Genomic DNA, 15,126 nt, shown 5'->3' with positions numbered 1-15,126 from the left:
AGCAAGAAACGTTTTGTTGTGAGCTCGTAGCTGTGAGTGCGCTTGGTTGGGTGATGGAAATGTTAGCTGTTTGTGTACAACCTAAATCCGAAGTTACTGTAACCGAGTAATTGTTAGCGTTGGACACTGTAATCGATTGTGTACTTTCTCCCGTACTCCATAAGTAAGTACCTAATCCGTTTGCTGTTAAGCTGACACTTGCGCCTTCACATAATGCAGTAGGGCCAGCAGCTGTAATACTTACTGAAGGCAGTGGATTAACTGTTACAATTTGTGATGCAGTAGCAGTACAGCCATTGGTATCTGTTACAGTAACTTGATAGGTACCACTGCTGTTTACTGAAATGCTAGCTGTAGTAGCTCCTGTATTCCATAAGTAACTGCTGCCTGTACTTGCGGTTAAAACTACAGTTTCGTTGGCGCAGATCGTCGTTGGTCCGTTTGCACTTATACTCGCAGTGAATGGGGTATTGTCTAATTCAGTAATGTTCAAATTAAAGTTTCCCGTTGCTGTATTAAATCCTTCAATTACTACAATGTAGGTCGTGTTTGGTAATACCGTAGCTACTAATGATGCTTGAGCACCGGTGCAAACGGGGCCATTGTCGTCATTTGAGACGATCCAAGTTCCGGTTGCCGATAACAAGTGTAAGTACGTATCGAAGTTTGAGCCGCAGCTGGATATCCGGATTTGGTCGGTGCAACTTGTTGTGGTGAAACGGTAAAAAACATCAGCGGATGATTGTGCGTTTGTGCCCGTGTAGGTACTAGAAAATCCGTTTGAAGCGATCGTTGAGTTTGTTGTGGTGAAGGGTAAAGAATTTATAAGAATTGGTATGTTTATGTTGTCGCCCAACCTTGGGTTTATCACGATGCTAATTGCATTTGAAAAGGCATCCGGGCAACCTAATCTTGAGACTCGAGTTCGAATCTGATAAGTTCCTGGAATTGTACTTAAAGTGTAATTGTTAGCTGTAGCAGAAGCAATATCGTTAAATCCACCTGCTCCGGTTGCTATTTGCCAATTTAACGATGTACCGTTGCCACCAGTGTAACTAAATTGAACTGGACTTCCCGCAGTTGCTGTTGTGGGTCCTGTGATTGCTCCAGCAACGGTTGGTACAGTACAGGTAGGAACCTCTTCAATTACAATGTCATCTAGGTATAAATCGTATTCATCAGCATCGCTAAATACACGAAAACCTATGTGTTGAATTCCGTTGGCGGCCGGACTAAAACTTGCCGAGCTGCCTTCGATGTAGGTAGTATTAGCGATATTAGAGTTGGTGAATATAGCAGCTGACGTCATCCCAGCTGCATTTGCCGTAGCGCCCCATTTTACTTCTAATTTCTCTGGAAAGGATGCGGACCGAGCACGATACCAAAATCGGATTCGATAATTTTTGCCTGCTTCCAAATTTAGTGGAGGTGTGAAAATCCAATCGTTTGCCGCCGTTGTAGTGCTGTAGTTGTAAACGATGTTGTTCGGTGCGGATCGGGGAGAAGTAGTTCCAACCGCCCAGGTTCTATTATCATTATTTGTGTTTTCAACAGTCCAGCCGCAAGGCAACGAAGAGCTTGAGTCGAAATTCTGTGTATGGGGAAAACTTGTAATTGTTGGATTTATTATCGTGACTTGGACTGAATTTGAAGCCACGGTGGTTCCGCAGCTAACTAAACATCTGAACCAGGTTGTTGTTGAAACTGTTGTAGCTATTGAGAAGTTAGTTTGGCCGTTTAAATTCGTCCATACGGAATTATCTGCTGAAGATTGCCATTGATATGTTTGACCTGAGCTGAGGGATATCCCTGACAATGACAGACTTACGATTCCGGTTCCGCAGACACTAGAAGGCGAAGCTTGCGCGCTCGCTACAGCTGGTGGATTGGTACAAGGTTGTGGATTTGCTAGTTGAACAGCCGCAAACGCATTAACTCTTCCGTATCCCAAATCTGAACTCCAAGTTCCATTTGGCTGATTTGCTACGTTGGCACTGTAAGTATAGCCGCCAACTTTCTCACAAGTAGATTCGATTATTTGTCGAGCTTGTGTTGCATTTAGGCCCGGATTCACAGACAGAATAAGTGCCATAACTCCAGCAGCATTTGGGCAAGCTGACGAGGTACCGTTGAAAGTAGGTGCATAATCTCCGCTGCTATAACCGGCGCTGCCCGATATGTCGGTTGTGTAAATTTTAACGCCCGGTGCTGCAATATCTGCGGTAACACCAAAGTTGGATCCCCACCAGTTTTCGCCATCGCAAGATGTGGGAGTTTTTCGTTGGTTACACATACTCATTGCCACTACAGAAATGACGTTCGGAAGCGTTGCGGGATAGCTTACAGCTGCATTACTATTTCCTGCGGCAAATAGCACGGGTGCTCCTAAACCTCCTCTTCCTTGAGTAACGGATCTGTTAATTGGGTCGTTTATCAATGCCGAAGCACTACCACCTCCCCACGAATTACTTAGAATATCGGCTCCAGCGGTTTGCCACGCCCAATCAAGACAGGTTCCAATCCACGAATTTTGTGTTATCCAACTGCTGCCACTTGAATAAGCTATTCGGATTGGTATAATTTTAGACCCGTACGCCACACCTGCTATACCAAGATTGTTGTTTCCAACAGCAGCTACAATTCCTGCGCAAGCGGTTCCGTGCGCATCATTACCCGATGGTGCTCCGCCGCTGTTTAGTCCAGTGCCGTCAAATCCGGGGAGCATATTAGCTACTAAATCCGGATGATTTAAATCGACACCTTCATCTAAAATGGCAACTTTTATACTCGCCGAGCCGGTTGTTATTCCCCAAGCGGGAAAGACTCTCATATCTGCTCCCGGGGTACCGTTGTTTTGGGCAGCGGTTCCGGTGTTATTAAGGGACCACTGGTTGGGAAGAAATGGGTCGTTTGTATTGAATCGGTTCATTATTCTCACAAAATCAACCTCAACGAAAGAAAAATAGGAGAGCGCGTGTATTTTGTTTGCAATTTGGAGCGCATTCTCGTCTTGCTTTGGAATTTCAATAAAGAACAAGAGCGGATCATATTTGTATTGTTCAGCAATGGTTCCATCGTATTTTTTTGTGATTTCTGCTAGGTTTTTATAGTGATTGGCCGAGCGAAGTTTTATTGCAATGCGATTTGTAATTCCTTGTGAAGTGCCGTCTTTACAAACAAGGATGGGATTTGCATACAAGATTATCGCCTTGCGATTCAATTGTTGCAATAAGTCTTGATAATCAGAATTGGATAGTGGATTAGCTAATTCCGCTATTACAGCATTTTTGGGAGCCGGCAGAATTCGTGATTCATCAATCTTTTTTAGTCTAGATTCGCTTGCGATTTCTCTAATTATATGATTTACAGTTGCGTTTTTAGTAAATTGTATAAGTATTTTTTGATTTGAAACCGGAAGTACAATAGTGCCGTCAGGTGTGTTAGTTTCCATTCCAAACTGCTGACTCCAGCCACTGGTAACGCAGAGTAAAAGCCAAAACAATACCCAAGTTAAGCGCAATTTTGCGGATCGAAATTGGTTAAATGCTTGCATGAAACGGTTTATTTTAAGAGATAAGTTGGTAAAAATATGTAAAAAAGCTTAAAAATTTAATATGTAGTCTTTTGAATAGCTGATGGATTGACTTGATTTTCCGTCATATTAGTTTCGGGATGAGCTAAAAAAAAGTCGGCCTTTTGCTTGGCCGACTTCGAATTTATTTTTGAATTGTTTATTCGTAATTGCTTATCTAAAAAGAAGTTTTCTACTTACAACTCCGCGATCTGTTGTAACTCTTACTATGTATGCGCCTGAGCTGTGATTTTGTAGTCTGTAGTTTGAAAGTGTTGTTGATTTCTCGGTAGGAATTTCTTCAACTAGTTTTCCAGACATATCGAAAATTTGTACTTGTTCGATCAAAGCAGATTCAGCTTGGATGCTCAACTCATTTTTGGAAGAGTTGTAAGCAATTGCGCACGACTTTTTGGCATGCTGATCAATACTTAGCGGTGTTGCATTGAATGTGATGAAAAATCGATTTTCATAAATTCCAGGCTCTAAGTTTAAAGTAGCTACACCTGTACGCAAATTCTGCCAAGTCCCTGTGACAATATCATGTAAATAGATATTTTCTCCCGACTCGAAATTCTCTAAATTGTCTAACTTAATAATAGTGGTACCTGATACTTCAACCTTAATTCCAAGAGGGAAAACCTTATCTTCAGAAAAATAGCCTTCACCAGCAATTACTAATTTGCTTTCGTTATTGATGACGTATAAGTCTGATGGATATTCATCGAATAAAAGTGCATCATAGCCTTTATCGACCTCTGCGGTAGCAAACTCATTCATAAATCCAATAAGAATTTGGCGTCTGATACCATGCGGACTAATAGCGCTTAGTCGCAGTTTCTTAAAGTTGTTATCTTCATCCGTTGGGTCTTCGGCGTTGTTAGGATTATTATTGCTGGCTGATCTATAGTTAATAAACGAATCGGCATTGGTTTCGCGAACAAAGTTTCGTTGGCTGTTTCGGAAGTTAATTTGACCGCCCGCAGGACTTGCAACAACAAAAAAGCCTTGTGCAACAGGGATGTATCGAGCTGCTACTTTTGAAGAACTACCCAAATTGCTTATTCCTTCAGGGATTACTGGAGGAATTCCACCAGTTAAACTATATGCCGCATAGCCTCCTTGGTATTCATGTATATTATGCGAATAATTTGTACTGAAATGTTCCCAGAAGTAGAGTGTTCCATCGATAGCAGAAAGGTTATCGATGATGAAATCATTAGCATCTAAAGCTGAAGGATATGGATTTCCGCATAAATTCAACAAACCACCGCCAATTGGCAAGGAAATATCCCCATTATTTGGTTTTCCTACAAAGGCATAATTTTGGCCAGCAGTATCTGTTCCGGGGCCTTTCATAGTAAACCCTTCTGCGGCACCAAGAAATCCATCAGGTCCTACATAGCTCCAGTTGGCGTAATCTTCGGTACTATTCTGAAATTTAAATAGCCAGTAGTTCGCCAATGTAATTGGTATAGTCGGCGACCCATCGTTTTCATCCGTCCATGTAATAGGGCTAATGTTTGCAGGGTCAGAGGCATCACGTAAGACTGAATTCACAGTATATCCGCCATTGATAGGCAAACTGCTAGAAGAAACAGGCGAACACCAGTAATTGTAGTTGTAGGTATTTGCTTGTCCTACTTGGTCTCTTTCAATAGTTCCCGTACTAGCAGAATCAAGTAAAGAATCTTCGGTTTGCACTAGTTGCGACTGTCCGTTAAGGTCTATTTTACCATCGAGTCTCAAATAGTGTGTAACTTCGATTTTACTATCATTGGTAACTTCGATTTCACCAGATTTTACATTCAGCGCCAGTAGAGTTTGATTACTATTCGATTCAACTTCGTGTGCTGTTTCAACAATATTCCAGTCGACTCTTGTTGTGCCATCAACTATTGAGAGACTGTTTGGAAATGTAATTACTGATGAATTTTCCCAGGTTTCTGCCACGTCCCAAGCACCTCGGATTTGTGTGCTGTATGGAAGTGGAGCTGTTTGGAAATCGATTGTATTGATGTTACGAAGTGTAGCCGGACGGTCGTTGTCGGACTCGTCTTTTACGTTAGTGAACTTGAATGTAGTCATTGGATAATAGACTTCTAAACTGCTGTAAGGAATAGAAGCTATATCATTTTTCGTAACGTAGTTTGGAAGAACCTTTCCTAGAAGGTCTGTTCCGTTTTTCATGAGCTCTTGGTTCATGATGTAACGAAGTTGATCTACGGTGAGTTCTCGATTAAAGACACGTACTTCATCTATACCACCTTGAAAAAAGGCGGTAGGCGCTTTTGCATCGGCAGCACCAATCACGAAAGCATTTGTATTGGAAGGAACTAAAGGTAAAGTTTCCTCAGCAGCTAAAACCCCATCTATATACAAGCGGTACAAGCCGTTTCTTCCTGTTACGCTTACATAATACCACGCGTTGTCGGGAATTGGTACATTAGAGGTTATTCGCTGCATTTGAGTTGTATAAAATGCAAACTCTAATCTGCCGCTGTTTGCTAGGTCAAAATCGTAACCGCTGTTAAATGCCGCATCTCTTTTGGATACAATACTTCTTCCATTTTGTGTTTTTCGAATCCAAGCGGAAATGGTGAACTCGTTTCCTAGATTGCAGATGTTGCCCGCATCTAAATAGTCGTTGACACCGTCTAAAGTTAATGCGCGTTCATAGGTTCGATCGGGCGCAAAACCAAAAGTGATGAATCTAGTACCATCAAAGTCGAACTGGCATTGTAAGTTAGAACCGTTTTGCGTTAAAACACGGTATTCGGTTGATTGATTGAAGTTCGGAGTCGAAGAAACAAACATCAACAGTTGTTCTGTTGTGTTTAGGTTCGATGTAAGCATCCCGGAAGGAATGGATACAGTAACTGGCCCTACATCTCCTCCAGTTTCAACTACGCGCCAAATTCGTCCGATGGAAGTAAGGTCAACTTGAGTGCTAATTCCGGGGATTCCACTACTTAAGTTTACTAGAACAGGCGTTTGTGCAGCTAAGCTACCATTATTTGAACCCCAAACCAAATAACGTCGATCACCATTTATCGTTCCCGTATTTAGATCATTTGTTGTAGCAATAGTGTTTAACCCTATGGTTAAGTCATCAGCTGTGTTTTCTGTTTTTGACTGTTTTTGATATAGACCTGCAGAATCGTCTCGTCCGATTCCAGCAATGTTGAAATTGTAGCCGCTACCCGCGGTATAAATTGTATTGCTAGCAGAATCTACATAGTTAACGCTCGTGCCATTTACAGCAAGTGTCATACCGTATTTGATAGCTAGATAGCTTTCGATTCTACGTCTATCGGCGTCTGAATTTCGTGCTCCGTAAGTGATAATTTCAAGGATATCGCCCACATAGGAAGCACCAAAAGTTTCACTTCGTCCGAGCCAGTATCTAGAATTTACAATGTTTTTGTATGTACCTGTATTTACTTCGGAAGTTGTTAACAGTTGAGAATTGTTATAGATTTCCATACGAGTTCCTGCGGAACGACGTGGGTTGAAAATCTGAGTCCCTGTGTAGCGCTTACTTGTACTTATTTCAGCGATGCCATAGCTTCCGCTGTTTGCTTGGTTATAAGCCAGAATTTCATTGGTGTATCGACTAGATGTGTTACCAAGTTGGAATCCTGTTACGTCTTGGCTATTATTGGCGATATCGTCTCCGCAAAACAAGTCAAGCGGACTACTTACTGAAGAAATACTGTTCCGCAATTTTACAACAATAAACATATCATTATTGTAAAAACCTTGGTTACCATACATGCTGTTAGCACCATCAAAGCTAATTACAGGATTGAAGTTCACATTAAAATCAGGATGGTTTCTAAATTTAGGCTCACTTGAAAATCGTGCCATCGCTGTTTTTGAGTTTCCATTCACTTGATCTTCCCAGGTGGTTATATCGTCGTTGTCGGAAACTTGCCCAATTTTACTATTTGCTTTAAGCCACAAACGCAAATTAGAAACTACGCCGCCTGGTCCTGTAGTAGGTGTAGTTGCTGTTATTACTGTAGCTCGAATATTAAAATTATACGGACTTTCGTTGCTGTCGTTATTGGTTATTGTAATCGTAGCGGTTTTCGGTCCAGGTATGTTATTAGGTGTAAATGTGATTACGAAAGTTGCAAAATTACCAGGCGATAAGCCGCTTGGAAGCGTAGTAGCAGTGAACATGGCAGCATTAGTTCCGGTAATCGATACCGTAGTTCCTAATGTAAGATTTAAGCTACCCAAAGAATAAACTTCAAAAGGAAGGGCAATATTGGTGCCTTGTTCTGTACTACCGAAGTCGGTTTGATCAGTTGTCGACGGCGTAGTGTCGTTGTCTGGAATAACTACTCCATTGCCTGAGACCGATATTTCAGCGCCAGTCACCACTGCATTCGCTTCAATTACAAAGTCAAAAATACCTTCGTTAGCATCGTTATTTAGCACGGTAACTACTGCAATACTGTTTCCTTCAACAGCTGCAGTAAAAGTAATTTGAAACGTTGTACTACCACCAGGTGCCACGGTTGCGGCGGGAAAGCTATTCACAACAAAGCCTGTACCGGCAGTTACGGAAACACGGGGCGTTCCGTTTAAATTAAGTGGACCTGTTCCCGTATTAAATATGGTAAATGTTCTTGTAAATGTTCCCGGTACAGTAATATTTCCAAAAAAAGTATGGTCTGTAGAGCTGCTGCCAGAAACGTTATCAGCGATACTGACATTATTTCCTCTGATGTCGATTTCCGGGAAAACAGCAATAGCGGTTCCTGCTAGGCTAAAATCGAACGGATTTTCATTTGAATCGGTATTGGAGAAGGATAACGAAGCCGTTCGCACTCCCGCCACTGTTGGAAGGAATCGAATTGTAAAACTTGTTGAAGCACCAACCGCGACTGTAGCTGCCGGCGCTGTTGTTACTGTAAATTCTGATGCATTTGTACCTGTGATCGTTATAGTTCCAACAGTTAGTGGTTCTGTACCGCTGTTGGTAATGGTAAATGTTCTTGAAATTGAAGCGTTTACGTTTACTGAGCCTACATCAGTAAAATCTGTTGTACTTGGCGTGGTATCTCCATCTACAATATTAATACCGTTTCCTGTAACACTAATTTCGGGTGTTGTGATTTGTGCCACAACTGGAATTCTGGGTGAGGATACGCAACCGTTATTGCTCGCTTCGATAAAATAATTGGTAGTAGCCAATAAGGTTGGTGTCGTGAAACTATTACCGGTGGCAACTAAATTACCGCCAACGATGGCGTCATACCAATTGATAACTCCAGCTGATGGTGTTGCGGTTAGTGTTAAGGTTCCAGCGCCGCTTCTACTTGCTCCAGCACTTGAGACTACCGAAGGCAATGCAAAAGTTACTGCTAATGTACGCGCTGTTCCATTTCCACAGGCTGTAACTGGCGTAGCGCTTACATTTCCTGGTGTTGCAGAAGTAAGTACAGTAATTGCGTTGCTGTTACCACCTGTTTGCTGAACCCAGCCCGCAGGGAATGTCCAGTTATATGTAGTATTAGCAACAGCTGTTACGCTGTATGAAAGAATTTGACTAGTACAAAATGTCGTTGGTCCTGTAATAGTTGATGGTTGTGCAGGTAAGGTTACCGTGGTTACGGTAGCGGTATTGTTAGCACTGATTGCATTTGAGCAAATATCCGGAGCTGTGCCACTACTTGCGTTTGTAATAGTAACGGTAGTCGTACCTGCATTTGTTAAATTTGGTGTTGTAAATTCTCCTACACCTGATGCATTCACAGTTACTGATACTGTCTGATTTGCTAAAGTATTACTTCCGCTCAGGTTGTAGGTGATGCTGTATGTACCTCTCGGCAGTCCGTTTAAGCGAACTGTAGCATTTGAACCGGCGCAGCGAACGGCAGTTACAAAAGTTGTAGCGCTTAAGGTATAGGTAGGGCAGGTGTAGTAAATTTCGGCATAGCCCGAACCTCCAGCACCACCAGTTCTATCGGTATTACTGCCCGCACGAGCACCGCTACCGCCTCCACCTCTTGTATTTGCGTTGTTTCCGTTGCCACTACCTGCAAAACCGGCCGCTCCGGCGCCACCGCCTGCAGGCGCAATTCCGCCGTTTGTTCCAGCTGCTGCATTACCGTTAGCGGAATTACCAGCGCTACTACCACCAGCTCCACCATATTGCGTACCTCCTGTGGCAACACCAGCCGATCCTGCGCCGCCGTAAAAGTTAACTTGTCCTCCGATATTACCCGTTGTTGGTCCGCTACCTCCTGCAGCACCTTGGCTATTGTTGTTTGCTCGTGCTCCTCCGTTTCCACCTACTGCCAATAAAGATGTATTAGATTGAAACCATGTAGAGCCACCTTGTGCACCATTTCCTGTGCCGGGTGCCGGTGCAGTACCAATGTTAACGGTATATACCGTGCCAGCAGTTACGGGCCATGCATTATGACGCGTATACGCGCCACCTGCACCACCACCGCCCGAAGCAGGGTTGCCAGTAGCACCACCACCATTTCCGCCCGCACCCCATAGGTCGACGCGAATTGATGTCACTCCGGCTGGTGGCGTAAAAGTTCCGTTAGTGGTATACGTTCTATTTTGTCCGAATAGGGAATTCGAAAAAACTATGCAGAGGATTAATATGCACAACGATTTGAATGTAGTAGAGAATCTCATCGAAGTATTCGTTTTTGTGTTAGTAATGGGAGATCGGGCTGTAAAGGTACAGCACGAATTCAATACTGTCAACATTATGAACACTTTAGCTATTTAAAAATCGACGAAAGGCATATTTTTAGCGATGAAATACACGCATTAATTTTATTTTTTTTTCTAAGTGTTTGGAAATTGGCGATTTGTTTTTTATTTTGTAAAATTTTTTCTACAAGAGTTATTGTCAACTATAACGATTTCGGGCATAAATTGAATTGTTAAAATACGTAGAACGTTAGATAAATTACTCGCAAAAATGTTACTTTTTAACTAAATTTTAATAGAACGAGATTTAGTTGCAAGGAATCCTTTTTTGGGTTCGGATTGGTAGATGAAAGATTTCATTTGAAACGGATTTTGCAGCCCTGATAGCATGGAAAGCCCGGAGGTAGTTTTTGTAGTTTTTGTTGATTGATGCATGCGCCCAAAGGAAGCATTGCAGCAACAACTAAAAAACACAAAAAGTAACGAGGACTTGGAATAATAGCAGGAAATGCTGCCCAAAAAACAAAAGACTGCCAAAATGGACAATCTTTTCTTAATTAGAGAGATTTGAACTCTCGTCCGCCTAGGCGGATATGAATCCACCGCGCCTTAGTTCGTTAATGAAGTTCATGCGATGCCCAAGAACCTATAAACGGATAAAGCCCCTACGAAATCGTAAAGGCTTTATTCTTAAGTAGCGAGAGAGAGATTTGAACTCTCGTCCGCCTATGCGGATATGAATCCACCGCGCCTTAGTTCGTTAATGAAGTTCATGCGATGCCCAAGAACCTATAAACGGATAAAGCCCCTACGAAATCGTAAAGGCTTTATTCTTAAGTAGCGAGAGAGAGATTTGAACTCTCGACCTCAGGGTTATGAATCCTGCGCTCTAACCGACTGAGCTACCTCGCCATTGGTTTTGCGGCTGCAAAGATACATTCTTTCTTATGTTACGCAAACCCTCAAAGTATTTTTAATTATTTTTTTCGATTTTGTTGTTTTAATCCGATATTCATTATATTTCGCAAAAATTGACATACCAACCATGGAAGTAAAAGTTAAATACGAACTCGAGTTCCCCATCAATTCGTCGCCGCAACTCTTGTATCAATATATATCAACACCTTCGGGCTTAAGTGAGTGGTTTGCAGATAACGTAAACTCGCGAGGAGAGATTTTTACCTTTATTTGGGAGGATACCGAGGAGCGCGCCAGACTGGCTTCCAGAAAATCGGGCGAAAAGGTAAAATTTCGCTGGATTGATGAAGGAGATAAGGACACCGACTACTTTTTTGAACTCAAAATAATGGAAGACGAAATCACCAAAGATGTTTCACTTTTGGTAACCGATTTCGCCCCAGAAGACGAATTAGGCGAAGCAGCACAACTATGGGAAAATCAAGTTGCTGATCTCAAACATGTTATCGGTTCGGTGTAATTGCCAATCGAATTGTATCTTAGCCTTGAATTATCAAGGCTTTTTTTATGGCAAATGCATACCCAAATCCCGCTGAAATCAATCCTCACAACCGCAGTTTTTTATTCGGCGACGGCGTTTTCGATACCGTAAAAATTCGTTTGGGTAAGGTGTGTTTCGCCGAGTTGCATTATTTCCGACTCATGGCCGCGCTCCGAATTGCCCGTATGAGCATTCCACAATGGCTCGATCAGGAAACGTACGAAGCCATGCTCTGCGAGAAAGCGAACGAAATTCAAGCCCCAAATGCGCGCGTTCGCATCACTTTTTTTAGAAACGTCGGCGGAAAATACTTTCCGTCAACCTCGCATGTCAGTTATACCATCGAAGCCGAACCGCTCGAACAGTCCGATTTTGCCGCAAGTAACGAGCCTTATGAAGTAGATATTTACCGCGATTTTACGATAACGGCACAATTGCTGTCGACGATAAAATCGACCTCCAAACTCATTCACGTGACGGCAGCGATTTACGCACAGGAAAACGACTGGCAAAACTGCCTGTTACTTAACGAACATAAAAATGTTGTGGAATTGGTTAACGCCAACTTGTTTGTGCGTTTCGGAACTAAAATAAGTACCGCGCCGCTCTCGGAAGGTTGCCAAAACGGCGTGATTCGAAAAACGATACTTACCGACGCAGTTTTAAAAGAAAAATATGCGTTTGAAGAGCGACCAATTTCTGTTTTCGAGTTGCAACAAGCCGATGAGCTGTTTTTTACCAACGCCATTCAAGGTGTGGGTTCGGTTACCAAGTACCGTAAAAAAGAGTACGAAAAAACGGCTGCAGAGGAAATTAGAATGCGTTTAAATGCGCTAATTGCCGAGTAATTAAAGATTAATTTTGTCTTGGATCGTCGGGAGCGTTCGACCACACAAGGTATTCGCCGCCTTGCTCCATCATTTTTTCTTTCCAAAACTTAGAGGTTGGCTTGCTTAAAATTTTGTTTTTGTAGCTGTTTTGAGTAACAATCCACGCGTGATCGTTCATTTCGCGCTCGAGTTGTTGCGCATCCCAACCGGTGTAGCCCAAGAAAAAGCGTATGTTTTGTTTCTCAATTTTCCCAGAATTCATCAGTTCTTTGATGAGTTCGAAATCGCCGCCCCAGTAAATACCGTTGCTAATTTCGACACTGTTTGGAACCAAATGCGGAATATTGTGAATAAAATACAAATTATCTTGCTCGACCGGCCCGCCGTTATACACCCGAAATTTTGCTGTAATGTCGGGCAGCAGGTCGCCAATATAAAAAGGAAGTGGCTTGTTAATAATAAACCCAACCGAACCTTCGCTGCTGTGATCGGCCAATAAAATAACCGACCTATTAAAGGAAACGTCGCCTAAAATCGAAGGCTCAGCAATCAGTAAATGTCCTTTATCGAGTTTATCCGCAGTCATGCCATTTGCGTTTGGATAAATTTAACAAAAAAAAGAATTGAAAAACAGCGCTTTTTAACGGTAACTTTCTTAAAAGTTTCAAATTTTTACTAATGTCCTGAAAACCAAATTTGAAAAGCAAGTGTTTTTTTGATTTTTTTTGGGCGTTTCGGCAAAACCCAGGCCATTCCCGAACTTTTGCCGCCACGTCTTCCGCTGTATCTTTTGCCTGCGTTCCTACGGCAAAAGGATGTCGCTCCAGCCGTTAACGCAAAAATCGTTACCGAAAAATGCATCTCGGAATTTAGTGTAAATAAAAAAGGCCGTTCGAAGTGAACAGCCTTTTATATATGGGTGTTGTAGTTTTTACAAGCCGCCTTCTAATTCAGCACCTGCTTTAAACTTAACAACTTTCTTAGCTGCAATTTTGATTGTTGCACCGGTTTGTGGGTTACGACCTTCACGAGCCGCTCTTTCAGATACTGACCATGACCCGAATCCTACTAAAGAAACTCTACCGCCTTTGCCTAGTGCGCCAGCAACATTTTTTAGGAATGACTCAAGTGCTGCTTTAGCTGCTGCTTTCGAAATCCCGGCGTCTGCAGCCATTGCATCGATTAATTCTGATTTGTTCATAATTTTCGTTATTAATGTTGGTTAAAAATATTGTTAATAGTAACAAATTTAATAGTTTATAAATACCACGCAACAAATTAGGCAAAAACTGACGTAAAAAAGTTTATAACTTTAACATTTACTAGTATTTTTGTAAGAAAATTCTTATTTCAACTCGTAAACTCTTGCGTTTTCTGCCTGTTAAGTCCGTTTATAAAGTCGATAGCACGCACTCTTTTCTTGCCTGCCAACTGTAATTCTTCAATTTTAAGCGCTCCTGAACCACAACCAACCAGCAATTCTTTACCTATAACTTCGATTTTGCCCACAGGAATTGAATTGAGTTCAGGTTTTGGTGTTGCTAAAAAGATCTTTGTTGTAGTTGTTGTGTCGTCTTCTTTAAAGAGCGTCCATGCAGTCGGGTAGGGCGATAGTCCGCGTATCAGTGCATCTACCTCCGTGCAATTTTTAGTCCAATCAATTTTTGTATTGTCTTTGTTCAGTTTTGGTGCTTCACGTAATGTTTCCGTTTCCAATTGTACTTTGGGTTCAATCGTACCTTGAAAAATACCATCTAGTGTCTCAACTACCAATTCGCTTCCAACAGCTAAGAGTTTGTCGTGTAAACTCTCAAAAGTTTCTCGCTCGTCAATTTCTGTCGTTCGATGTAAAATCATCGCACCGGTGTCGATTTTATCGTCTATGAAAAAGGTAGTTACACCTGTTTTCGTCTCTTGGTTAATAATGGCCCAATTAATAGGTGCAGCACCCCGGTATTGCGGCAGCAGTGATGCGTGTAAATTAAAAGTGCCGTATTTTGGCATGCTCCATACGCTTTTTGGCAACATACGGAAAGCAACTACTACAAAAACATCGGCGTTCCAAGAACGTAAAGCTTCGGTAAATGCTTCATCCTTTAAATTTGTGGGTTGCAGTAGAGGTAGGTTTTGTTCCACGGCAAAGTCTTTCACGGCCGAGGTGCTTAGTTTTTGTCCGCGACCTGCGGGTTTATCTGCCACGGTTACTACCCCCACTACTTGATGCGTCGAAGTAGTTAAACGTTCCAAAACACCGCGGGCAAAACCAGGCGTTCCCATAAAAACAACTCGTAAACTCATAATTTTCGGTATGTATTGTCGGCTTGTATTTCTATTAATTCGCGTTCCAGTAAATGCTGAATGGTAGCGATCAAATCTACGCTTTCCACTTGGAGTTCTTGTTCTAAATCCCGACTGCTTTTACTTCTCTCTTCTAGCGCTTTTAAAATTTCTTTCGATACATCGGGCTTTTCGGCAACGCGCTTTCCTCGGCAAACCGAACATTTGCCGCAATTTTCGGTTAGCGGTTCTTCAAAATAAATGGCCAAAGCTTGCTGCTTGCAAATCGTTTTATCTGC

The 15,126-nt window shown here is 42.2% G+C and carries 7 protein-coding genes, 1 tRNA gene and 1 pseudogene; 2 read left to right on the top strand and 7 right to left on the bottom strand.

Annotation, left to right across the window (positions count from 1 at the left end; translation table 11 throughout):
* The 3 genes from ACOVQQ_RS11310 to ACOVQQ_RS11300 all read right to left on the bottom strand — a co-directional run.
* A partial coding sequence (locus ACOVQQ_RS11310) for a S8 family serine peptidase (RefSeq protein ID WP_421818289.1) occupies window positions 1-3,553 on the bottom strand: 3,553 nt, incomplete at its 3' end.
* A gap of 192 nt (window positions 3,554-3,745) precedes the next feature.
* Window positions 3,746-10,240 carry a choice-of-anchor D domain-containing protein gene (locus ACOVQQ_RS11305; RefSeq protein WP_421818288.1) on the bottom strand — a complete coding sequence of 2,165 codons (6,495 nt, stop codon included), beginning with the start codon at window positions 10,238-10,240 and terminating at the stop codon, window positions 3,746-3,748.
* Window positions 10,241-11,099: 859 nt separating this feature from the next.
* Window positions 11,100-11,173, bottom strand: a tRNA-Met gene (locus ACOVQQ_RS11300).
* A gap of 133 nt (window positions 11,174-11,306) precedes the next feature.
* Here ACOVQQ_RS11300 and ACOVQQ_RS11295 point away from each other — a divergent pair.
* Together ACOVQQ_RS11295 and ACOVQQ_RS11290 are read left to right on the top strand one after the other, a co-directional pair.
* A complete protein-coding gene (locus tag ACOVQQ_RS11295) occupies window positions 11,307-11,699 on the top strand; it encodes an START-like domain-containing protein (protein WP_094485618.1) in 393 nt (130 codons plus the stop codon).
* Between the two features lie 47 nt (window positions 11,700-11,746).
* Window positions 11,747-12,568, top strand: a complete 822-nt coding sequence (locus ACOVQQ_RS11290) for an aminotransferase class IV (protein WP_421818287.1) — start codon at window positions 11,747-11,749, stop codon at window positions 12,566-12,568.
* A 7-nt stretch (window positions 12,569-12,575) separates the two neighbouring features.
* Here the strand turns inward: ACOVQQ_RS11290 and ACOVQQ_RS11285 are convergent, their stop codons facing one another.
* From ACOVQQ_RS11285 to ACOVQQ_RS11270, 4 genes and pseudogenes are all read right to left on the bottom strand, one after another.
* Window positions 12,576-13,136: a YqgE/AlgH family protein gene (locus tag ACOVQQ_RS11285; RefSeq protein WP_094485616.1), complete on the bottom strand. Its 561-nt coding sequence runs from the start codon at window positions 13,134-13,136 to the stop codon at window positions 12,576-12,578.
* A 345-nt stretch (window positions 13,137-13,481) separates the two neighbouring features.
* Complete coding sequence (locus ACOVQQ_RS11280) at window positions 13,482-13,751, bottom strand: HU family DNA-binding protein (RefSeq protein WP_094485614.1); 270 nt, start codon at window positions 13,749-13,751, stop codon at window positions 13,482-13,484.
* 149 nt (window positions 13,752-13,900) lie between these two features.
* Complete coding sequence (gene fmt / locus ACOVQQ_RS11275) at window positions 13,901-14,848, bottom strand: methionyl-tRNA formyltransferase (RefSeq protein ID WP_421818286.1); 948 nt, start codon at window positions 14,846-14,848, stop codon at window positions 13,901-13,903.
* Window positions 14,845-15,126: pseudogene (locus ACOVQQ_RS11270) on the bottom strand (hypothetical protein); the annotation flags it as partial. The pseudogene ACOVQQ_RS11270 and the gene fmt, both read right to left, overlap by 4 nt.

The organism is Flavobacterium sp., assembly GCF_049240005.1.
GTDB lineage: Bacteria > Bacteroidota > Bacteroidia > Flavobacteriales > Flavobacteriaceae > Flavobacterium.
The sequence above is the reverse complement of the archived record's forward strand: the minus strand, read 5'-3'. Positions and strand labels throughout refer to the sequence as shown.